Source organism: Pseudomonas sp. LBUM1663 (genome assembly GCF_059695905.1).
Genome location: NZ_CP166792.1, coordinates 1,572,890 through 1,593,337 on the forward strand (window position 1 = coordinate 1,572,890; position 20,448 = coordinate 1,593,337).

The window sequence follows — 20,448 nt, forward strand, 5'->3', positions numbered from 1 at the left end:
AGGGAATTGCCATGAAAGTATTGATTGTCCACGCTCACCCGGAGCCGAAATCCTTTACCGCTGCCCTGCGTGACCAAGCGGTGGCGACCCTTGAAGCCCAGGGCCATGAGGTCCGGGTCAGCGACCTGTACGCCATGAACTGGAATCCGGTGGCCAGCGCCGATGACTTTTCCTCGCGGGAGAATCCCGAGTACCTGGTGTATGCACTGGAGCAACGCCTGGGGGTGAAAAGCCAGTCGCTGGCGCCGGACATCCAGCAAGAACTCGACAAGCTGTTGTGGGCCGACTTGCTGATCCTGAACTTCCCGATTTTCTGGTTCTCGGCCCCGGCCATGCTCAAGGGCTGGATTGATCGGGTGCTGGTGTCGGGTATCTGCTACGGCGGAAAGCGTTTTTACGATCAGGGCGGGTTGAGCGGCAAGAAGGCGCTGGTTACCGTCACCCTGGGCGGCCGTGAGCATATGTTCGGTGATGGCGCGATTCACGGTCCGCTGGAGGATATGCTGCGGCCGATCCTGCGCGGCACGCTGGCCTATGTCGGGTTTGACGTGCTGGAACCGTTCGTGGCGTGGCATGTGCCTTACATCAGTGACGAAGCGCGCAAGGGATTCCTGCAGAGTTATCAGCAGCGTCTGGAGCATCTGAGTGATGACCGGCCGATGCAGTTTCCTCGGTTGTCGCAGTTTGATGAGGCGTTGTATCCATTGCCTGTTTGAGTTCACAGGCCTGCGGTGTTCTTGCGGGCCCTATCGCGAGCAGGCTCGCTCCCACAGGGATTTCGGTGGTTCGCAAATAGTGTGTTCACCGAAGATCCCCTGTGGGAGCGAGCCTGCTCGCGATGGGGCCAGTGCATTCAACCCAAAATTGATTTAGATCTCCTTCACCGGCGTTTCACCCTCAACCCCTTTGATCAACCCGATGGCATGCAGGCAATCCGCCTTGTTCACATACGATTCGCCACTGGCGATCGTCTCGTGGTTCCCCGCCCTCAAGCGCCAGCGCCATTGTCCTTTTCCGGTGCTCGGCGTGCCTTTGGATTGCCTGTAAATCTCGAAATACATTCTGCTCGCTCCATGCGATGGGTCATTGCGACAACCTGTGTGCCGCATCGGGGGCAAGCCTAGCGGAGCTGGGTTTTTTGGCCATCAGGCATTTGTTTCCAGGCATTTGAAAATATTTCAGCCGGCGCAACCGGGGCTGCACTAATGGCCAAAACCCCCGCAGTTTCGCCCTTGCATCACCTCCCTCGGTCCTGCTTAATACGACACGGCTCATGGCGTCGAGCATCTGTCGGCGACCTCGGATTGTAGAAAAATCACTATAAAAAAGAGCAATCAATTGACTCATCAGCACGGAACGCAACTGACCGGGCATGTGCAGCTTTCGCTTGTGATCCCGGTGTTCAATGAAGCGGCGACCATTGATTTGTTCATCGCGCGGATCACTGACGTCTTCAAGGATGAAATGCTGATCGGTCTGGAAATGGTGTTCGTCAACGACGGCAGCACCGACACCACGCTCGACCTGCTGCTGGAGCGTCAACAGACCGATGCGCGCCTGCGCATCGTCGATCTGAGCCGCAATTTCGGCAAGGAAGCGGCCCTGACCGCCGGCTTGCAGACCGCCACCGGCCAGGTGGTGGTGCCGATCGATGTCGATTTGCAGGACCCGCCAGAAGTCATCCTCGAGATGATCGCCCTTTGGCGTGAAGGCTATGAAGTGGTGCTGGGCCATCGTGTGAGTCGCAAGACCGACTCCTGGGCCAAGCAAACCTCGGCCAACTGGTTCTACCGCCTGCACAACAAAATCGCTGAGCAACACCTGCCGGAAAACGTCGGTGATTTTCGGCTGATGGACCGCTGTGTGGTGGATGCCCTGCAAACCCTGCCCGAGTCCCGGCGCTTCATGAAAGGCCTGTTTGCCTGGGTCGGGTTTCGCACCACTCACGTGAACTACGAGCGCCTCGAACGGGTGGCGGGGGCGAGCAAATTCAATGGTTGGCGGTTGTGGAACTTCGCGCTGGAGGGCATCACCAGTTTCAGCACCGAACCGCTGCGTATCTGGACGTATCTGGGCCTGTTCGTCTCGCTGATCTCGTTCTCGTTCGCCATTTTCATCATCTTGCGCACCCTGGTTTCCGGTGTCGATCTGCCGGGTTATGCCTCGCTGATGGTCGCCGTCACGTTTCTGGGCGGCCTGCAATTGATCGGTATCGGCGTGCTGGGTGAATACCTGGGCCGGACGTATATCGAGTCAAAACGCCGCCCGGTGTACCTGGTGCGGCGTGTCTACGACCCCAAGGACTGAACCATGGATCTCAAGGAAACCGACATCCTCGGTTCAAGCATCGATCAGCATTGGTATTACGCCTCCAAAGCGGCGGCCACCACGCGAATGCTGGGCGACACGCCGTTCACAAGGATTCTCGACGTGGGCGCAGGCTCGGGGTTCTTTTCCCATCATTTGCTGACGCATTCGGCGGCCCGAGAAGCCTGGTGCGTCGACATCAGTTACGACGATGATTCGGACGCCACCACCGCCGGTAAACCGGTGCATTACCGTCGCGGCATCGACTCGGTGGACGCCGATCTGGTGCTGCTGATGGACGTGCTGGAGCATGTCGACGACGACGTCGGGTTGCTCAAGGCTTACGTCGATAAAGTCCCCTCCGGCAGCCGTTTCCTGATGACGGTGCCGGCGTTCCAGTTTCTCTGGAGCGGGCACGATGAGTTCCTGGAACACAGGCGCCGCTATACCTTGCCGCAGCTGGAGAGGGTGGCGCGGGAGGCTGGCTTGACCGTGAAGCAGGGCGCGTACTACTTCGGTCTGGTGTTCCCGATTGCCGCCACCCTGCGTTTGTTGCCCAAGGGTGCACAACCGTCGCCACCACGCTCGCAACTCAAGCAGCACCATCCGCTGGTGAATACGCTGTTGAAGACGCTGTGCAGCCTCGAACTGCCATTGATGGGCGCGAATCGTCTTGCCGGGTTGACGGTGTTTGTCCTGGCGCAGAAGCCGTGACGTCAGCCGAAAAATCCGCCTTGATCCAGCGTGGCCTGCGCTTTGCCGTGACCGGGTTGTTCGTCACGGCCCTGCATGCGCTGGTGGCCGTGTTGTTCATCAATTACGTGCTGCCTCTGCCGCCCTTGGCCAATGGCGCGGCATTCGCCGTGGCGACCGTGGTGTCTTACCTGATCAATACCACCTGGAGCTTTTCCGCTCGCCTGCACGGTCGAACGCTGCTGCGTTTCATGATGGTTTCCGCTGCCGGTTTCCTGCTGGCGATGCTGGTGGCCTGGGCTGCGCAAATGGCCGGGCTGCATTATTTGCTGGGGATTGGCGCGGTGGCGCTGACCCTTCCGGCCTTCACCTTTGTATTGCATAACTTCTGGACGTATCGATGAAGGCTTCAGGCAAACAGTGGGTGGTCGCATGGCTGCCACTGTTAATGGGCGTTGTGTCGTTTCTCATGGTGATCGGGCCACGCGCGCTGGACCCGCAAAACATTGCCTGGCTGGAAAGCGGTGACCCGGCGACTCATTATTTGGGCTGGGCGTTTTTCCGACACGCTCCATGGACATTTCCGCTCGGGCTGAACCCTGCCTACGGGTTGGAACTGGGCAACGCGATCATCTTCTCTGACTCCAATCCGCTATTGGCTTTGCTGTTCAAACCCTTCAGTGCATGGCTCCCCGAGACGTTTCAATACTTCGGCATCTGGCTGTTGATGTGCTTTGTGCTGCAAGCCTGGTTTGCCTGGAAATTGATGGGGCTGGTAACACCCAGTGTCTTGCTCGGGCTGTTAGGAACGGGTTTGTTCCTGTTTTCGCCGCCAATGTTCTTGCGCATGGGCAGTCATCTGTCACTCGCCGGCCATTTTCTGATCCTCGCGGCGCTGTACCTGGCATTGCTGCCCAATGTGGCGCGACGCCGACTGGCTTGGGGTTCGCTGTTGGCGGCTACCGCGCTGGTGCATGCGTACCTGTTGGCGATGGTGGCCTTAATCTGGGTGGCCGATCTTGTCGGCAGAACTTTCAAACATCAGCTGAAATGGCGCACAGCACTGATCGAGTTGGCCCTGCTGTTTTTGCTGGTGAGTGTGTGCTGCTGGCAGGCCGGGTATTTCAGCGTCGGCGACGGTACCGTTTCCGCCGGTTTTGGTCTGTATCGCATGAATTTGCTGGCGCCGATCGATGCGAACGGTTGGTCGCTGGTATTGCCGAATCTGCCGGAAGGCAGCGGCGACTACGAAGGTTTCAACTACCTGGGGGCGGGCCTGCTGTTGCTGGCGATCTGCGCTGGCGTCGTGCTGTTTCGTCGCACGACGGGCGTTGGCAACACGCTACGTGGTCTTCCTGTTCTGTTGTTGACCCTGATCGGCTTGACGCTGTTTGCGCTCTCGAACGACATCGGCGTTGGCCGGTTCGGTTTTCATTACTGGCTGCCGGAGCGATTCGTCGATCGGGCCAACATTTTTCGCGCATCGGGACGGATGTTCTGGCCGGTGTTCTACGCCATCGTGCTTGTCGTCATTTATCTGGTGGTGCGCGGCCATCGACCGCGTGTTGCCGCCTGTTTGCTGGCGTTGGCGATGTGTGTCCAGGTCGTGGATACCCAGGATGGCTGGGCGGGGCTGCGTCAAAACCGGATGATGGCCAAGGCTTCGCAGTGGTCCACCCCACTGCGCGATCCATTCTGGGCCAGTGCGGCCTTGCACTATGCAAAGGTTCGTTCGTTGCAGCCACAGAATCAGTCGGATACCTGGCAGCCCATCGCCAATTACGCCGCCAGCCATGGGCTGAAAACCGACACCGCTTATCTGGGCCGCATGAGTTCGAAGGCGCTGGAACGGGCTCGACAAAACGCCGCACGGATGCTGCAAACAGGCCAGTACGAGCCGGATTCGCTGTACATCCTTGATGAAAAATCGATGCTTGAGGCCGTCAAAAGTGTCCGCAGCGACACCGATCTGCTGGCCCGCATTGACGGACTGGTGGTGTTGGCTCCGGGCTGGAAGCAATGCGCTCAATGCCTTGCGATGGAAGACGGGGGACGCTCGATGCAGTCGGTCCCGTTGATCAGACAGGGGCAACAACAACTGTTCAACTACAGGACGTCGAGTCTGGCCAACGGGTGGTCGCCCCCTGAAACCTGGGGCACCTGGTCGGAAGGCGCAGAGGCCGAGATTCTGCTGCGGGTTTCGCCCAAGGCTCAGTCCATCGCAATCGAGGCGCTGGCCTTCGTGCAGCCCAATCACGAGAGTCAGACGATGGTCTTTACCATCAACGGCGTACAGGCGTTGTCGACTCGTCTGACGAGGTTGCAGGGTAATCACATCGAAATCCCCCTCACACCGGCCATTCACGACGCCATCGCCCGGGACTCGATGATGCGCATCCACGTGCAATTGCCCGACGCTATCAGCCCGAAACAACTGGGGCTGGGGGATGATCAGCGCGTCATGGGCCTGGGGTTGAAGTCGCTGACCGTGCAGTGATTCACCCGTACACGGCGCCCATGCGGATAGACGCCGGCCCCAAGGTCTTTCTAAACTGCCTGCAGTGTCGAGGAACGGGGGCAAGGAATGAATCGCAACGAACTGCGCAAGGCTGACATCAACCTGATGGTGGTGTTCGAAACGTTGATGCTCGAGCGCAACGTCACACGGGTGGCGGAGAAGCTGTTTCTCGGCCAGCCGACCATCAGTGCCGCGCTCAACCGCCTGCGGACGATGTTCAACGATCCGCTGTTCATTCGGGTCGGCCATCGCATGGAGCCGACCGCGCGGGCCGAGGAAATCATCCTGCACCTGTCGCCGGCGCTGGATTCGTTGTCGGTGGCCCTGAGCCTGACCCACGATTTCGACCCGGCCAGCAGCACCATGACCTTTCGCATCGGGCTGTCGGATGACGTCGAGTTCGGCCTGCTGCCACCGCTGCTGCGCGCCTTGCGCCAGGAAGCGCCGAAGGTGGTGTTCGTGGTTCAGCATGTCGATTACTGGCGCATTCCCGACTTGCTGGCCTCCGGTGATATCACGGTCGGCATCAGCCAGACACGCGGCCTGCCAGCCAACGCCAAGCGCAAGTTGTTGCGGCACATCCAGCCGAGCATTTTGCGCGCCGATGCTTCGGACACCCCGCTGACCCTCGACGAATATTGCGCGCGCCCACATGTGTTGGTGTCGCACACGGCCAACGTCAGTGGCTACGCCGATGAATGGCTGGCAGAAATCGGCCGTACCCGTCAGGTCGTGCTGTCGGTGCCGCAGTACAGTTCGTTGCCGGCCTTGCTCGCCGGCACCGACCTGATCGCCAGCCTGCCGGATTACGCGGCCGAGGCGATGGCCGCCTCGGGTCAGTTATTCAAGGAACCCTTTCCGTTCAAGACCCCGACGCTGGACTTGTCCATGGTTTGGCTCAGTCATGTCGATACCGACCCGGCCGAACGCTGGTTGCGCGCGCGGCTGGAGGCGTACATGAGTGAGCGCCCGGAGTTGCCGCTGTCCAAATGAGTCAGACGACGCTGTGTTATATGTAAGACCTTTCTGCACACTACCAGGAGCCAGACCATGCCCCACCTGCACATGGAATACACCGCCAACCTGCCCTGCCTGAACGCCGACGTGGCGTTGATCCGGCTCAATAATGCCTTGGTAGCTTCCGGTCAGTTTGCTGCGGAGTTCGATATCAAGAGCCGTGCGGTGAAGGTCGCGACGTTCAAGGTCGGCACGGCGATGGGGGAACGGGCGTTTGTGCATGTGAAGCTGGCGCTGCTGAGCGGTCGCCCGCCGCAGATCAAAAAGCAGTTGTCCGATAGCCTGCTGGCCGTGGTGCAGGAACTGTGTGAATGGCCGACAGGGGTTGAAGTCCAGTTGTGCGTGGAGATCCTCGACATCGACCGTGAGTCCTACACCAAGACCGCCATTGGCCACTGAGTTTCAGGCCATTTCCTGCTCGGCGCAGGCTTTGATCACTTGCTCGCGCAGCCAGGTGTTGGCGCTGTCCTGGTCGACGCTTTGACTCCACTGCATGTCCAGGGTGAAACCCGGCAAGCCGTTGGGCGCTTCGCAGTGATTGAAGACCGCCTCGTTGGCCAGCAATTGCTGGATACGGCGGGGCAACGTCAGGATGAAGTCGGTGCCGGTGATCATTTTCAGCGCCGCGCTGTAGCTGTTGGAGCGCGCGATAATTTGCCGTTTGTGCGCCTGTTGCGCCAGCCAGCCATCGACCATGTTGGTGGTGGATGTCCACGGCGTCGGAAACACATGCCGGCGTTCGACAAAAGCCTTCAGGCTTAAACGGGGTTCCAGTGGCGTGGCGCGTTTGTCAAAGACGCAGACCAGATCATCTTCCAGCAACAACCGGGATTTGAAGTCGCTGTGGCTGCGATGAAGATGAGGGCCGAAACAAATCACCAGGTCGAGGCTGCCATCGCGCAGGTCTTCGGCGGGTATGTCGGTCTCGAACTTGTGCATGTTGACCATCACCGGCAGGTCGGCGAAATCGAAGCTTTTCAACAGGCGCGGCAGGATCAGCTGCTCGAAGTATTCCGGTGCGCAGATGTTGAACGTGACCGGTTGCAAGGTCGGATCGAACGCCTGGGCGCCGGCGTGGCAGAGGTTGATGCTTTCGAGGATCTTCAGCACATGGGTGTACATGGTGCTGGCTTTGTAGGTGGGGCGCATACCCGTGCGGGTATTGATGAATAACTCGTCTTCAAAACTGGTGCGCAGTTTCTTCAGGCAGTAACTCACGGTGGACTGGCTGACGCACAGCGCCTCCGACACACCGGTGACGCTGCTTTGCTCATACACGGCGACAAACACCATGAGGTCCTGCATATCGAGCTTTCTAAGCAAGTTACTGTTCAGCATCCGTTCTGTCTCGCTGTGCTCCTTGCGCTGACTGTGCGCAAACGTGTGCGAACGATCCTAACGGAACGATGGTGCCAGGAGAATGCCCTGTAGGATGTTTCATGGTCGGTTGTGGGACAGAAAATGTTCCGAACACGACTTATGAATTTAATCCCACAAAACATGGCCAGAGGCCTTTACCCCTCAACGCGCTGGCACTGCGGCAGGTCGATCAGCAGATACTCAAGTAGTCGCAGGAAATTGCCGGACGTAATGCCGCGGATTGAAGCGCAGGGCCATCAGGATCATCAGTGCCATGACACCCGTCAGGCACCACCAGGCCCATTCGAAACTGCCAAACTGATCGCGGACCATACCGGCCATCAGCGGTGACAGGCCCGCAATCAGGTAGCCGATGCCCTGGACAAAGGCCGTCAGCCCGCCTGCGCGTTGCGGGTTGTCGAGGTGATCCAGCGACACGATCAGGCTCATCGGAAACAGGCCGCCGATGCCCAAACCCAACAGGCACGGCCACAGCAGTCTGAAATGTTGCGGGCTGAGGATCAACCCGCAGAAACCGGCCATGATCAGCGCCAGCAACACCACCAGCACCAGGCGTCGGTCACGGCTGCGGTTGGCGATGGCGGGGGTCACCAGCCCGGACAGCACTTCCATGGCCGTCAAGAAGCCCAGCAGCAAACCGGCATTTTGTTCGCTCCAGCCCTTTTCCACGTAGTACGGCGCCAGCCAGGCCAGTACACAGGTGTAGGACGCCGTGCCCAAACCGAAGAAGATCGCGAGTAACCAGGCTCGGGAATTTGTGAAGAACGATGTGTTGCGGGGTGCGAGTACCGTTGGCGTCGAGGTTCCCGGGCGCCCGAGGGTCCAGAACAGCAATGCCACCAGCGCTAGCGCGGCCCAGATCGCCAGCCCCACGCGCCAACTGCCGGTGCGGGTCATCACTAGGGGCGCAAACGATGCCGCAATCGCCGCTCCGCCCATGATCGACGTCACATAGAGTCCCATGCACAAGGCAACGTTGTCGCTGAAGCGGGATTTGATCATCGCCGGCATCAATGCCTGGATCAGCGCAATACCGATGCCGGCCAGCATGGCGCTGAGGATCAATTCGGCTGCCGAGTCCACGAACAGCCGCGACACGGTCGCGAGGCCAATGATCAGCAGCGAAATCACCACCGTGCGCTGTTCGCCAAGGCGTTGGCTGACGCTCAAGCCAAAAAACATCGCCAGCCCCATGGCCATGACGGGCAGCATGGTCAGCAGCGAGGCCAGGCTGAAACTCAACGGGATGTTCCCGCGAATGGCCGACAGCAAGGGCCCGACGGCCGCCATCGACGGGCGCAGGTTCAGGGCGACAAGGAGGATGCTGACCATCAGCCAGAGGGCAGGGCGGGAAGTTGCGCGAACGTTTTCCATCTATCGGGCCTTCAATAACAAGGAGCCGATTAGGCGCGCGAGGGCGGGAGGCCGCAAATCAGATAGTCCGCAGGTGTATTTAAAAATTAAATACCCCTGCTGCAACACCAAATCCCTGTGGGAGCGGGCTTGCCCGCGATGACGGATTAACATTCAACAAATCAGGTGACCAATCGACCGCTATCGCGGGCAAGCCCGCTCCCACAGGGATGGTGGTGTGTCAGGGATGATTGTTTAGTCTGTCCACACCCAAAGTTCTTCAAATCCCGATTTAACGACCTGACCGCCCGTGTGACGCTGCTGCTCATCTGTTTTCTGTGGTTTTTTCTATGGACGGTTGCCCCGTCGCACTTCCCTCCGAATTAGCCTTCTGGGCGCTCTGGCACTGCCGGCACGCGCGCCCGCCGGATTTCTGCCTTTCCCGTTGATTCTTCTGACAGGTCCTGCGCTGTGCGCCGGGATCAAACCGGCAGCGCCTGCGTGTTGCCTGACGCGGAAACAAGAGAACTCCCATGAGTTGTGCCACGACCTCCTTCGCCACGAAGCAAGAAGCTTTGACCTTTCTCGAACAGAACCCGGATATCGAGATGTTCGAGTTGTTCATCCTCGACAACAACGGCGTGCCACGGGGCAAGTTGCTGCATCGTGATGAACTGCTGGCGGTGTACGAAAGCGGTCGGCCGCTGCCGAGCACCATTCTCGGCCTGACCATCAACGGCGATGACGTGGAAAACTCAGGCCTGGTCTGGGACGTCGGCGACATCGATTGCCGGGCGTACCCGATCAGCGGCAGCTTGACGCGCATGCCGTGGCGGTTGATTCCGACGGCGGCGGTGCAGGTCAGCATGCACCCGAAGGAAGGCATGCCTGCGACGATTGCCGATCCTCGGCATCTGCTGGCGAAGGTGATCGAAGGCTTGCAGGACGACGGTTATTACCCGGTGATGGCGGCGGAGCTGGAGTTCTATTTGCTGGATCAGCAGCGCGACAGCAACGGTCGGCCGCAACCGGCGCGGGACGTCGATGGCGGGCGACCGCGATCGACGCAGGTCTACGGTTTGCGGGAGCTGGAGCAGATCGAGCCGTTTCTGGCGGATCTCTACAGTGCCTGCAAACTGCAGGGTATTCCTGCACGCACGGCGATCTCCGAATACGCGCCGGGGCAAGTGGAAATCACCCTCGAACACCGCACCGACGCGCTGCAGGCGATGGACGAAGCGGTGCGCTACAAACGGCTGGTCAAAGGTGTCGCGCATAAACACGGGATGACCGCCTGCTTTATGGCCAAACCGTTCGATGACCTGGCGGGCACCGGCATGCACATGCACGTCAGCCTGGCGGACAAGGACGGCAACAACCTGTTCGCCAGTGAGTCCCCGGACGGCACGCCACTGCTCAAACACGCGGTCGGCGGCATGCTCAGTACCTTGCTCGATTCGCTGCTGCTGTTCTGCCCGAACGCCAACTCTTACCGTCGATTCCAGACCAACAGCTATGCGCCGCTGGCAGCGACCTGGGGAGTGGACAACCGCACCGTGAGTTTGCGCGTGCCCGGTGGCCCGGCGTTCTCACGGCACATCGAGCACCGCATCTGCGGCGCCGACGCCAACCCGTATCTGGCCGCCGCAGCGATTCTGGCCGGCATCCATCGCGGCATTCGCGAACAGCTTGACCCGGGCGCACCCGTGGAAGGCAATGGTTACGCCCAGGCCACGGAACTGTTGCCAACCGATTGGCTGACCACCTTGCGGGCGCTGGAAGGTTCGACCTGGGCGCGTGAAGCGTTCGGCAGAGAATTCCTTGGCGTGTACCTGGCGGTGAAGCGCGCCGAGTATCGGCAGTTCATGGGCGAAGTCGGGGAGCAGGACTGGCGTTGGTATTTACATCAGGCCTGAACGAAAGCTGAACCATTCTCAAATAAGTTAAAAGTGTCGATCTCATTACAGGAGCCAACTAATCGTTGGCTTCTTTTTCACAAAAAATTGATGGTTGAATGGCTAAAGTTAGTGCTGTCACGGTAAATGAAATTTTCACATTTGCCGAGGGCCCTTCTTTTCAGGAACAGCCAATCATCATGTTGAAGTTCAAGCCCGTGCGCCCGGAATGGGTGACACTGATTGCCAGCGCCTTTCTTTTAACGGGCTTTAATTCAGTGCTCTGGCAGCACCTGTTTGATATCACCGCGTCCGACGGCAAGGGCATCGTCATGCGCGTCGCGTTCGGCGTGATGATTCTCGCGGCGTTCAATATTGTGCTGACCTTCCTGGCATTCCGACGCGTGATGAAGCCGGTCTTGATCCTGATCTTCATGATCAGCGCCGGGGTCGCTTACTTCATGAGCCAATACGGTGTGCTGATCGACACCGGCATGTTGCGCAACTTTGCGCAAACCAACGCGACGGAAGTGCGTGATTTACTCTCGTTGAAGTTGCTGGTCTATATTCTTCTGCTTGGTGTTTTGCCTTCATGGTTAGTGTGGAAAGTTCCGGTTAATTACCGCCGCTGGCACCGTGAGTTGTTAAGTAAGGCACTGGTGAGTGTCGCTTCAGTCGCGGTCATCGGAGGCGTCGCGCTGGTGAATTATCAGGGCTTGTCTTCGTTGTTTCGAAATCACCATGAATTGCGTCTGATGGTGGTACCGAGTAACTACATCGGTGCTTCGTTCGGTTTTATGCGCGAGCAAGTCGTCTCCGCCCGGCAACCCTTCGTCAAGGTCGGTGAAGATGCCCAGCGAAATCCCGCCTGGAAAACCCACGGCCGTAAATCCCTGACGGTGCTGGTCGTTGGCGAAAGTGCCCGGGCCGAGAACTTCGGCATTCTGGGTTACAACCGCGACACCACCCCAAAACTGGATAAGGAAGCCGGCCTGATCGCGTTCACCGACGTGCATTCCTGCGGCACGGAAACGGCCGTCTCAGTGCCGTGCATGTTCTCGAACATGGGCCGCAAGAATTACAATGCCAGCACGGCGAAGAATGAAGAGGGCCTGCTGGACGTGCTCAAGCGCGCCGGTCTCGACGTCATCTGGCGTGACAATCAATCGGGCTGTAAAGGCACGTGCGACCGGGTCACCCTCGATGACGTGAGCAACCTAAAGGACCCGGTGCTGTGCGCCAACAGTGAATGCCGCGACGAAATTCTCCTGCAAGGTCTGCAGCACTTCATCGATACGCTGGATAAGGACACCGTGCTGGTCCTGCACCAGATGGGCAGCCATGGCCCGGAATACTTCAAGCGCTACCCGAAAGAGTACGAACGCTTTACTCCAGTCTGTGAAAGTAATGCGCTGAACAATTGCAGTCGCGAAAGTATCGTCAACGGTTATGACAACACGCTGGTGTACACCGACCACGTGCTGTCGACCCTGATCGATTTGTTGCGCAGTAATCAGGACAAAGTGGATACCGCCATGCTGTATCTGTCAGATCACGGCGAATCCCTGGGCGAATACAACCTGTTCCTCCATGGCACGCCTTACATGCTGGCACCGGAACAACAGAAACACGTGGCCATGTTGGCGTGGTTCTCCGACAGCTACCAAAAGTCGTTCTCGGTGGACACCCATTGCCTGCAACTGAGCCGCGACAAACCCCTGAGCCAGGACAACCTGTTCCATTCGATGCTGGGTCTGCTGGAGGTCAACAGCAAAGTCTACAACCAAGGGCTGGATATGTTCGCGGGTTGCCGTGGTGCCGTGATCGACGGAGTGTTGGCCAAAGAGTAACTGTGTCGACCTTTTTTTCACGGACCGGTCGTTAACCTGCGGCCGGCATATTTTCCTACAAGAGTCATTACCCATGTCCGCGCAACCTCCATCCGCCATCGAGCTTGAGTTCGCCCGGCGCTACGATCAGGAACACGCCCGCGTCTGTCTTCAGCCGCGACCGCGTGGCCTGGCGGGGCGCTTGACGTTCTGGCGCGACGAGCAACTGGTGCGCAACGCGTTGAAGGTCGCCGGTGAGCCGGGCTTGATTCTTGATGTGGCCTGCGGTGCCGGGCGTTTCTGGCCGGTGTTGGCCGAGCATACGAACCGCGTGATCCTCGCGTCCGACCCTTCGCAGGACATGCTCAACCACGCCCAGACTCACCATTCGCCAAGCATGCTCAAGCGGATCAAGACGTTCCAGAGTTCGGCCTTCACCCTTGGCTTGTCGGCGAACGCGGTCGACAGCATTTTTTGCATGCAACTGTTTCAGCATATCGACAGCCCGGAGCATCGGTTGGCCCTGCTGGCAGAGTTCCACCGTGTGAGTCGCGATACAGTGATTGTGGCAGTACGGATCGATGCACATTTCAAGCTCCGCCGCTCGGGCGCAACGGGCGCTCACCCCCGGCCGCTGGCCGGCAAGGCGGAGTTCGAAGCCGAATTCAGGCTCGCGGGTTTCAGCTTGCTCAGTCACCAGGACTTCCTGCCCGGTTGTGCACGAATGCGGGTCTACGTGCTGCGCAAGGCCAGTTAACCTCCGCTTGTCAGACATTTCTTGCCGTCAGGCAGGTCTTTTCGCTAAAGCTCTTGTTCAGTGGATGCGCGGAAATCGCCGGGGGCGATATATACTGCGCGCCATTCTTCAAGGGAGAGCCGTGTGGCCATCGATATTCACTGGATTCGCGACAACGATAGCCTCGGTCAGTTTTGCGCCGAGTGGCAGCAGCTGCCCTACGTTGCCCTCGACACCGAATTCATGCGGGTCGACACCTTTTACCCGATCGCAGGCCTGCTGCAGATCGGCGATGGCGTACGCGCTTACCTGATTGACCCACTGACCATCGACAACTGGCAGCCTCTGGCCGCGTTGCTGGAAAACCCGGCGGTGGTCAAAGTCGTCCATGCGTGCAGCGAAGACCTCGAAGTGTTGCTGCGTCTGACCGGCAGCCTGCCAGCGCCGCTGTTCGATACACAATTGGCCGCCGCTTACCTGAACCTCGGTTTCTCGATGGGTTATTCACGGTTGGTGCAGGAAGTGCTCGGCATCGACCTGCCCAAGGGCGAAACCCGTTCCGACTGGCTTCAACGTCCGCTTTCCGATACCCAGATCAGCTACGCCGCCGAAGATGCCTTGCACCTGGCGGAAGTTTTCGTGCAGCTGCGTCCGAAGCTGTCCGACGACAAGTACGCCTGGGTCCTGGAAGACGGCGCCGAGCTGGTGGCCAACCTGCGCCGCGAGATCGATCCCTACGAGGTCTATCGCGAAGCCAAGCTGGCCTGGAAGCTCTCCCGCGCCCAGCTCGCCGTGTTGCGTGAACTCTGCGCCTGGCGTGAGCGCGAAGCCCGCGCCCGCGACCTGCCGCGCAATCGCATTGTCCGTGAGCACTCGCTGTGGCCATTGGCGCGCACGCAACCGGACAACCTCGGCGCGCTGGCGAAAATCGAAGACATGCACCCGCGTACCGTGCGTCAGGACGGCGAATTTCTGCTTGATCTGATCAAGCGCTCTGGCAGTGTGTCGCCAGATCAATGGCCGCCCGCCGTGCCAGAGCCGCTGCCGGTGGACGCCGCCAACCTGATCAAACAGCTGCGTGCGATCGGCCAGGCCGAAGCCGAGCGCCTGAACATTGCGCCGGAACTGATGCTGCGCAAGAAAACCCTGGAAGCGCTGCTCAAGAGCGGCTACCCAAACGGTCCTTACCAATTGCCTGATTCGCTGCGTGGCTGGCGCCGCGAATTGATGGGCCAGGCGCTGCTCGACAGCTTGGCCACCGCCGGAGAACAGCCTTGAAACGTATTTGCTCCATCTATCGAAGCCTGAAGAAAAACGAGATGTACCTCTATGTGCTAAAAAGCGATGCACTGGAGCGCGTCCCGGAAAGTTTGATGGCCGCCTTCGGCAAACCTCATCACGCTTTCGATCTGGTGCTGACCCCCGAGCGCAAACTGTCGCGCGAGGACATCACTGTGGTCCTGGAAAACCTTGAGAAGCAGGGCTACCACCTGCAAATGCCACCGGCCGAAGACGAATACATCGAACACTTGCCGGAAGAATTGCTGCGACGCAACGACCCGATGTGATCGGCAGACAGGCTCTGTTCAGAGTCTGTGTGAAACACTGGAATGATTTTGGCGATGGCCAGGGCGACGGAGCGAAACTCCGTCGGCGGCCGTTTGCACTGTTTTCGAAAGGTTTGAACCATGCGCGTTCTGATTGCTGAACACGACCACCCCGTGTACGCCCAACTGTTACGTCAGGCTGCGCCTGATCTGGAAGTGCTGACCAGCGGCGACTCCGCCGAACTGGCCAGCCAGGCGGCCGACTGCCCTATCTGGCTGGGCCAGCCGGACCTGCTGGCAAACTTGTTGCGCCAGGGCCACCAGCCACAATGGCTGCAATCGACCTGGGCCGGCATCACGCCGCTGCTGGCCGACGGTTTGCGCCGCGATTATCGTCTGACGCGAGCGGTGGGGATTTTTGGTCAGGTCATGGCCGAATACGTCCTGACCTACATGCTCGGCCACGAGCGCGAAGTGCTGGCGCGGTTGGTCAGCCAGGTCGAGCGCAAGTGGGACAGTCGTCAGGGCCAGAGCCTGGCGGGACGCAAGGTGTTGATCGTCGGCACCGGTGACATCGGTCAGACAGTGGCAAAGTTCCTAGTACCGTTTGGCGTCGAGTTGTACGGCATCGCCAGCGAAGCCCGCGAGCAGGCGCCATTTGTTGAAGTCGGCGCGCTGGCGGACTTGCCACGGCTGGTCGGTGAAGTGGATTTCGTCATCAATCTGCTGCCCAACACCCCCAATACCCACGACTTGTACGACGCGGCGCTGTTCAAGCAGTTCAAGCCGACCGGGTTGTTCATCAATGTCGGGCGTGGCGTGGCCGTGGTCGACGCGGACCTGGTGGAGGCCTTGAAAGAAGGGCATCTGGCGGGCGCGGTCATCGACGTTTGCCGTCAGGAGCCGCTGCCGCAGCGTCATCCATTCTGGACTGCCTGGGGCTTGCTGCTGACCGGCCACAGCTCGGCACCGACCTCTCCCTCGATGATGGTCAACCTGTTTGTCGAAAACTTGCGGGCGTATCAGGCGGGCGAGGCGTTGCGCGGGGAAGTCGACTTCAACCGCGGCTACTGAACCCACCGCTCACTCGAATAGTGTGCAAAACCTGTGGGAGCGAGCCTGCTCGCGAAAGCGGTCTGTCAGTCAACATTGATGTTGAATGTGACGGCCCCTTCGCGAGCAAGTCGAATCGTCGCACCGCCGCTCCCACATTGGGTTTTGCGGGAGGGCTTAGAGGGTGAAGTCGCCTTCGGCCGCCAGTTCGCTCAACGGGCGGCGCGGGCTTGGTTCTTCGCGCGCTTGCAGGTAATCGGCCAGCGTCGCTTTATCGCCCAGTTTGCCCACGGCCACCGCTGCGTGCAGTGCGTAACCTTCAGGAATGTTCAGCTCTTTGCGGGTCAGGTCCTGGTCGAAACCGGCCATGCCGTGGGTGTGCCAGCCGCTGATGCTCGCTTGCAGCGCCAAGTGGCCCCAGGCCGAACCGGTGTCGAAGGTGTGCCACAGGGCTGGGGTTTCTTCGGTGGCGCCGGGTACCGCGAAGGTGGTTTTCGAGATCACGATCACCAATGCCGAGGCGTGTTGCGCCCAGCCGCGGTTGAATTCATTCAGCAGGCCCAGAAAACGCTCCCAGTCCGGCGTATCGCGACGCGCGTAGAGAAACCGCCAAGGCTGCGAGTTGTAGGCCGATGGCGCCCAGCGTGCGGCTTCGAAGAAGCTCAGCAAGGTTTCTTCGGGAATTGTTTCGCCGGTGAAGGCGCGGGGCGACCAGCGATCGGTGAACTGAGGGTGGATCGCATAATCGGCAACGCGTGGATTTGCACTCATCAGAGATTCCTTGCTTCGTTTGAAAGTGAGGGGCGGCGAAAACCTGCGGGCGCAGTTGGGCTGGGCGCTAAGGTCTTTCGAGAGCCTGGCAGTTCACCTGAATGCAACGCGGTTGAGCGTTAATGGCATTTGGGCATGGCTCCTTGCGACTGGCAAAGCTACGTGGCGGCGCAAAAACTGACAAGCCCCGTTCTACCGGCAGTCGCCAATGCTTGGCCCGCAAGGGCCTTGGCACTAGACTGGCGGCCTTTTCACCACCTGATGTTGATGCTCGAACCATGGCCGCCAAAGTCGAACCGTTCTGGATACGCAAAACCCTCGATCAACTCGATCCGCAGGAGTGGGAATCGCTGTGCGACGGTTGCGGTCTGTGCTGCCTGCAAAAGCTCGAAGATGAAGAGGACAACTCTGTCTATTACACGCGCATCGCCTGCAAACTGCTGGACCTGAAAACCTGCCAGTGCAGCGATTACCCGAACCGTCGTGACTTTGTGCCGGACTGCATCCAGCTCACGCCGGGCAAGGCCGAAGAATTCCGCTGGTTGCCGCCGACCTGCGGCTATCGGCTGGTCAGTGAAGGCAAGGACTTGCCCCTATGGCATCACCTGGTGTGCGGTGATCGCGATGCGGTGCACCACGAACGCATTTCCCAGTCCGGGCGCATGCTCGCCGAAGGCAGCGTGGCCGAAGACGATTGGGAAGATCATCTGATTTTCCGCGCGGGTTAATGTGGCGAGGGAGCTTGCTCCCGCCTGAGTGCGCAGCACTCACCAAACAGGCGATAACTACTAAAATCGGGGCCGCTACGCAGCCCGGCGCGAGCAAGCTCGCTCGCCACAACAGGAGTGTGTATGGCTGTGGGATTGCGGCTGGCGTTGGCCATTGGGCTCTTGGCCCTGAGTCCGTCCGTTTGGGCGGCGAAGAAGGTCGATCTGGATTATCACGTGCGCCTGTTGCCGCAAAGCGATCAGGCCGAAGTGCGGCTGACGCTGGCCCAGGGCTCGGCGGTGCGCAGTCTGGATTTCGATCTGGGCGACGGCAGCCACTACAGCGACTTCAAGGCCGACGGCCAATGGCAACTCACGCCGGGCAAGCAGACACGCGGCGTTTGGCGTCCGGCCACTGACAAGGCCAGCCTGACCTACCGCGTGCGCATCAGCCATGGACGCAAGAGCGGCAGCTTCGATACGCGCATGACGCCCACCTGGGCGCTGATGCGCGGTGACGACCTCGTGCCGCCAGCAAGACTCGATCAGCAGGACGGCATCGAGCTGGTGTCACGCCTTGAGTTCGAATTGCCCAGCGGCTGGAAAAGCGTCGAGACCGCCTGGCCGCGCATCGGCAAGAACAAATTCCGTATCGATAACGTCTCTCGACTGTTCGACCGACCCACGGGCTGGATGCTCGCCGGCCACCTCGGCAGCCGTCGCACGCGGCTTGGGGAAACCGAAGTCACCGTCGCCTCGCCCCAAGGCCAGGGCATGCGCCGCATGGACGTGCTGACGCTGCTGACCTTTGTCTGGCCGCAGGTTCAAGCGGTGTTCCCCCGTCATCCCGTCAAACTGCTGATCGTCGGCGCCAACGACCCTATGTGGCGCGGCAGCCTGGCTGCGCGTGAATCGATCTATCTCAACACGCGCCTGCCGTTGGTCAGTGAAAGCGGCACCAGCGCGGTGGTGCGTGAATTGGCGCAGGTGTTCGGGCGGATCAACGACAAACAGCGCAGTGACTGGATCAGTGAAGGGTTTGCCGAGTATTACGCCATCGAACTGGTGCGCCGCGCGGGTGGCATGAGTGATGAGCGGTATGAGAGTTTGCACGGTAAGTTGGTCAAGGACAGCCAGAAAGTCACGACTTTGCGTGGCGAGCAGATCAACCCGGCACAGGTGTCGAAAGCGGTGTTGTTATTGCAGGAGCTGGATCGCGAGATTCGTTTGAAAACGCGCAACAAGCGCTCGCTCGATGATGTGTTGCGCGGGGCGATGCATCTGGGGAGTGTGGATACCAAAGAGTTTGTTCAGCTCGCAGAAAGCGTGATTGGCGAGTCTTCCAAGGTCCTTGATACCGAGTTGATTCAGTAAAACCACCTTCGCGGGCAAGCCTCGCTCCTACAGGATTTTGTGGCATACACAACACGTGTTATCACGCCAATCCTGTAGGAGCGAGGCTTGCCCGCGAAGAGGCCGTCAGCCTCACTGCATCTTTCGGATCAAACCCCGGTTTTAGGCGATTTCAGCGAATCATTGCCCGTCACCGTCGCGGTATGGGTCGCCGCCTCGGCATTCGCCTTCAGCTTGCTCAATTCTTCCCCGGCCCGCTCGATCTTCGCCCGAACGTTGTTCATGTCCTGACGGCTTTTCTCCAGCAGGCTTTTCGCCGAGCTATGCCCGGTAATCCCGCGAGCCAGCGCGACTCCGCCGATGGCCACCTGAATCAACCCGAAAATACCGCCGCGACGCAGGCCCTTGCTCATCATCACCACGCCGCCAGCCAGGGAGCCGACGCGCTCCCAGCCGTGTACGTTCTGCTCTGAATGAGTCTGGAAAGGGGTGGATTCGATGCGTTCTACGCGTTTGAGTTCGCTCATGATCTGTCTCCAGGCAGGAAGGCTGCTTCAACAATAGATAGTTAAGCTGACTGCCGGGGCGGTCGGCTTGTTCCATCGAATGTGCGGTGATTCAGCGGAATTTTGCCCCGGAACGGGTATTGAGCCCCTTGGACATGCGGTCGTAGAGCACGACGTTGACGGTGGCGGCCAGGTTCATGCAACCGGTGGTCGGGATATAGACCACGTCTTCGCACCAGTCGCGAATCTCTTTATCCAGCGAACCGTCTTCCGGACCGAAGATGTACAGCGCGCGGTCCGGGTGGGTGTATTCGGGGAGCGAGCGGGCGCCTTCGACCAGTTCGACGGCGACGGGCACGCAGCCCAATGGCAGGATTTTCTTCAAATCGTCGATGCCGATCAGCGGGATGTCGTAGTGGACGCGCTTGGTGTCTGTGACGAAGTCGGCGGCGCGTTCATAACGCTTGCCGGTGTAGAACACGGACGCCACGCCATAGCAGCCGGCGGCGCGCATGACCGAGCCGACGTTTTCCGGTGATTTGGGGTTATACAAACCAATGCAGCTGTACCGTTTGTCTGCCACGAGCGGGGTGCCTTCGGGAAAAAACGGCGATTATACGGGGATTGGGGGAGGGGAGTCAGATTGTAGATTGGTGGTGCCTGAACAATTGCTATCGCTAGCAGGCTAGCTCCCACATTCGATCTTGGGCGTTCACACATACTCATGTGCACAGAAGATCCCCTGTGGGAGCTAGCCTGCTAGCGATGAGGAAAGTTGGGGCA

At 59.6% G+C, this 20,448-nt stretch carries 21 protein-coding genes; 15 read left to right on the forward strand and 6 right to left on the reverse strand.

The genetic code is table 11. The features are described from left to right. Positions 1 to 11 precede the first annotated feature (11 nt). A complete protein-coding gene (locus tag ACA075_RS07055; RefSeq protein ID WP_497297875.1) occupies positions 12 to 716 on the forward strand; it encodes an NAD(P)H-dependent oxidoreductase in 705 nt (234 codons plus the stop codon). A 153-nt stretch (positions 717 to 869) separates the two neighbouring features. On the opposite strand, the gene ACA075_RS07060 is transcribed toward ACA075_RS07055, so the two are convergent. Then, complete coding sequence (locus ACA075_RS07060; RefSeq protein ID WP_010462174.1) at positions 870 to 1,061, reverse strand: YegP family protein; 192 nt, start codon at positions 1,059 to 1,061, stop codon at positions 870 to 872. Positions 1,062 to 1,338: 277 nt separating this feature from the next. On the opposite strand from ACA075_RS07060, the gene ACA075_RS07065 reads away from it, so the two are divergent. The 6 genes from ACA075_RS07065 (at position 1,339) to ACA075_RS07090 (ending at position 6,934) form a co-directional block, all read left to right on the forward strand. Continuing rightward, the gene (locus ACA075_RS07065) at positions 1,339 to 2,307 is read left to right on the forward strand and encodes a glycosyltransferase family 2 protein (RefSeq protein WP_497297876.1); all 969 of its coding nucleotides are present in this window, start codon (positions 1,339 to 1,341) and stop codon (positions 2,305 to 2,307) included. Positions 2,308 to 2,310: 3 nt separating this feature from the next. Beyond that, positions 2,311 to 3,021 carry a class I SAM-dependent methyltransferase gene (locus ACA075_RS07070; RefSeq protein ID WP_497297877.1) on the forward strand — a complete coding sequence of 237 codons (711 nt, stop codon included), beginning with the start codon at positions 2,311 to 2,313 and terminating at the stop codon, positions 3,019 to 3,021. Then, a complete protein-coding gene (locus ACA075_RS07075) occupies positions 3,018 to 3,404 on the forward strand; it encodes a GtrA family protein (RefSeq protein ID WP_497297878.1) in 387 nt (128 codons plus the stop codon). The genes ACA075_RS07070 and ACA075_RS07075 overlap by 4 nt, the downstream gene beginning before the upstream one ends. Next, a complete protein-coding gene (locus ACA075_RS07080) occupies positions 3,401 to 5,497 on the forward strand; it encodes a DUF6311 domain-containing protein (RefSeq protein ID WP_497297879.1) in 2,097 nt (698 codons plus the stop codon). Before ACA075_RS07075 ends, ACA075_RS07080 begins: the two co-directional genes overlap by 4 nt. 87 nt (positions 5,498 to 5,584) lie before the next feature. After that, complete coding sequence (locus tag ACA075_RS07085) at positions 5,585 to 6,511, forward strand: LysR family transcriptional regulator (protein WP_497297880.1); 927 nt, start codon at positions 5,585 to 5,587, stop codon at positions 6,509 to 6,511. Positions 6,512 to 6,568: 57 nt separating this feature from the next. After that, positions 6,569 to 6,934 (forward strand): 5-carboxymethyl-2-hydroxymuconate Delta-isomerase, encoded by a 366-nt coding sequence (locus ACA075_RS07090; RefSeq protein ID WP_497297881.1) that lies wholly within the window; start codon positions 6,569 to 6,571, stop codon positions 6,932 to 6,934. Positions 6,935 to 6,937: 3 nt separating this feature from the next. Here ACA075_RS07090 and ACA075_RS07095 read toward each other — a convergent pair whose 3' ends face one another. Continuing rightward, positions 6,938 to 7,873: a LysR family transcriptional regulator gene (locus ACA075_RS07095; protein ID WP_497297882.1), complete on the reverse strand. Its 936-nt coding sequence runs from the start codon at positions 7,871 to 7,873 to the stop codon at positions 6,938 to 6,940. A gap of 222 nt (positions 7,874 to 8,095) precedes the next feature. After that, on the reverse strand, positions 8,096 to 9,289 hold the full coding sequence (locus tag ACA075_RS07100) for a cyanate transporter (protein ID WP_497297883.1): 1,194 nt from the start codon (positions 9,287 to 9,289) through the stop codon (positions 8,096 to 8,098). Between the two features lie 512 nt (positions 9,290 to 9,801). Between ACA075_RS07100 and ACA075_RS07105 the strand changes: the two genes are divergently transcribed. The 6 genes from ACA075_RS07105 (at position 9,802) to ACA075_RS07130 (ending at position 16,349) form a co-directional block, all read left to right on the forward strand. Continuing rightward, positions 9,802 to 11,184: a glutamine synthetase family protein gene (locus tag ACA075_RS07105; protein WP_497297884.1), complete on the forward strand. Its 1,383-nt coding sequence runs from the start codon at positions 9,802 to 9,804 to the stop codon at positions 11,182 to 11,184. A 179-nt stretch (positions 11,185 to 11,363) separates the two neighbouring features. Then, on the forward strand, positions 11,364 to 13,013 hold the full coding sequence (locus tag ACA075_RS07110; RefSeq protein ID WP_497297885.1) for a phosphoethanolamine transferase: 1,650 nt from the start codon (positions 11,364 to 11,366) through the stop codon (positions 13,011 to 13,013). Positions 13,014 to 13,086: 73 nt separating this feature from the next. Beyond that, on the forward strand, positions 13,087 to 13,749 hold the full coding sequence (locus ACA075_RS07115) for a class I SAM-dependent methyltransferase (RefSeq protein ID WP_094468635.1): 663 nt from the start codon (positions 13,087 to 13,089) through the stop codon (positions 13,747 to 13,749). Between the two features lie 123 nt (positions 13,750 to 13,872). Beyond that, complete coding sequence (gene rnd / locus ACA075_RS07120; protein WP_497297887.1) at positions 13,873 to 15,006, forward strand: ribonuclease D; 1,134 nt, start codon at positions 13,873 to 13,875, stop codon at positions 15,004 to 15,006. Further along, entirely contained in the window at positions 15,003 to 15,296 is a 294-nt protein-coding gene (locus tag ACA075_RS07125) for a YcgL domain-containing protein (protein ID WP_007898694.1), read from the forward strand. Before rnd ends, ACA075_RS07125 begins: the two co-directional genes overlap by 4 nt. A gap of 120 nt (positions 15,297 to 15,416) precedes the next feature. After that, positions 15,417 to 16,349: a D-2-hydroxyacid dehydrogenase gene (locus ACA075_RS07130; RefSeq protein WP_219095184.1), complete on the forward strand. Its 933-nt coding sequence runs from the start codon at positions 15,417 to 15,419 to the stop codon at positions 16,347 to 16,349. A 156-nt stretch (positions 16,350 to 16,505) separates the two neighbouring features. Here the strand turns inward: ACA075_RS07130 and ACA075_RS07135 are convergent, their stop codons facing one another. Further along, complete coding sequence (locus ACA075_RS07135; RefSeq protein WP_497297888.1) at positions 16,506 to 17,099, reverse strand: nitroreductase family protein; 594 nt, start codon at positions 17,097 to 17,099, stop codon at positions 16,506 to 16,508. A 278-nt stretch (positions 17,100 to 17,377) separates the two neighbouring features. Between ACA075_RS07135 and ACA075_RS07140 the strand changes: the two genes are divergently transcribed. Both ACA075_RS07140 and ACA075_RS07145 read left to right on the forward strand, forming a co-directional pair. Next, positions 17,378 to 17,827, forward strand: coding sequence for a YcgN family cysteine cluster protein (locus tag ACA075_RS07140; RefSeq protein WP_497297889.1), 450 nt, complete (start codon positions 17,378 to 17,380; stop codon positions 17,825 to 17,827). 123 nt (positions 17,828 to 17,950) lie between these two features. After that, complete coding sequence (locus ACA075_RS07145) at positions 17,951 to 19,180, forward strand: hypothetical protein (protein WP_497297890.1); 1,230 nt, start codon at positions 17,951 to 17,953, stop codon at positions 19,178 to 19,180. Positions 19,181 to 19,308: 128 nt separating this feature from the next. Here ACA075_RS07145 and ACA075_RS07150 read toward each other — a convergent pair whose 3' ends face one another. Together ACA075_RS07150 and ACA075_RS07155 are read right to left on the reverse strand one after the other, a co-directional pair. Continuing rightward, positions 19,309 to 19,686, reverse strand: a complete 378-nt coding sequence (locus tag ACA075_RS07150) for a YgaP family membrane protein (RefSeq protein ID WP_094468629.1) — start codon at positions 19,684 to 19,686, stop codon at positions 19,309 to 19,311. Between the two features lie 91 nt (positions 19,687 to 19,777). Next, on the reverse strand, positions 19,778 to 20,248 hold the full coding sequence (locus tag ACA075_RS07155) for an RNA methyltransferase (protein WP_008153126.1): 471 nt from the start codon (positions 20,246 to 20,248) through the stop codon (positions 19,778 to 19,780). Positions 20,249 to 20,448: the final 200 nt, after the last annotated feature.